The 847-nt window shown below is 65.2% G+C and carries 2 protein-coding genes; both read right to left on the reverse strand.

Annotation, left to right across the window (positions count from 1 at the left end):
- The coding region (locus tag AC1D12_RS34395; protein ID WP_477845533.1) for an aldehyde dehydrogenase family protein at positions 1-349 on the reverse strand (349 nt) is incomplete at its 3' end.
- On the reverse strand, positions 346-847 hold a 502-nt coding region (locus AC1D12_RS34400), incomplete at its 5' end, for an aminotransferase class I/II-fold pyridoxal phosphate-dependent enzyme (RefSeq protein ID WP_477845534.1). The genes AC1D12_RS34395 and AC1D12_RS34400, both read right to left, overlap by 4 nt.

Here is an 847-nt window from a genome sequence, read left to right on the forward strand (position 1 = left end):
CGCAGATGTCGATGACTTCCTGCACCTCGCCCAGGCCTTCCTGCAAAATCTTGCCGGTCTCCAGCGAGATCAGCCGGCCCAGCTCTGCCTTGTGGCGGCGCACGGTTTCGCCAAAAGCGCGCACCAGTTCACCGCGTTTGGGTGCGGGCACACTGCGCCAGGCTATGAAACGCTGGTGTGCGCCGTTCAGTGCGCTGTCGACTTCGTTGGCGCTGTGGATGGCTACGCGCGCCAGGAGGCTGCCATCGATGGGAGTGACCACTTCGATGGCCGCGGACGCCTTGCTGCCGAGGTCGGCGTTGACGCCCAGGGTTTTAAAGAGGGATGAAACGTCGCTGGAGTGACTCATGCGGAAGTCCTTTCGTGGGTTGTCCTGAAATCGGAAGCTGTGTGGGTGGCGAGGCTTTGCAGCCCGCGGCCCAGGCGCTCGGCGCCTTGCTGCAGCGCGGCCTGTGATGGGTTGGCAAAACTCAAACGCAACCAGGGTTGTGCGGCGTTGCTGATGCTGAAGGCGGCGCCTGGTACTACCAGCACTCGATGCCGAAGCCCGAAGTCCACCCAATCTTTTGTCGGCAACAGGGGCAAGTCCCTGCGCAGTCGTGCCCAGACAAACATGCCGCCTTGCGGCGCATCGAATTCGAGCAACCCGCCGGCATGCGCGCGCAAGGCGTTGGCCAGCGTGGCGCCTTTGGCCGCGTAGGCTGTGCGCAGCGAGGCCAGGTGCGACGCGAGGCGGTAGGAGCCCAGCATGGTCGCCAGCGTGAGCTGCTCCAGCGAACCGCTGTGCACGTCGGCCGCCTGCTTGGCCAGCACCACCGCGCGCAGAATGTCCGCCGGTGCGAGGAGC

This window comes from Rhizobacter sp. P1_G5, assembly GCF_056405435.1.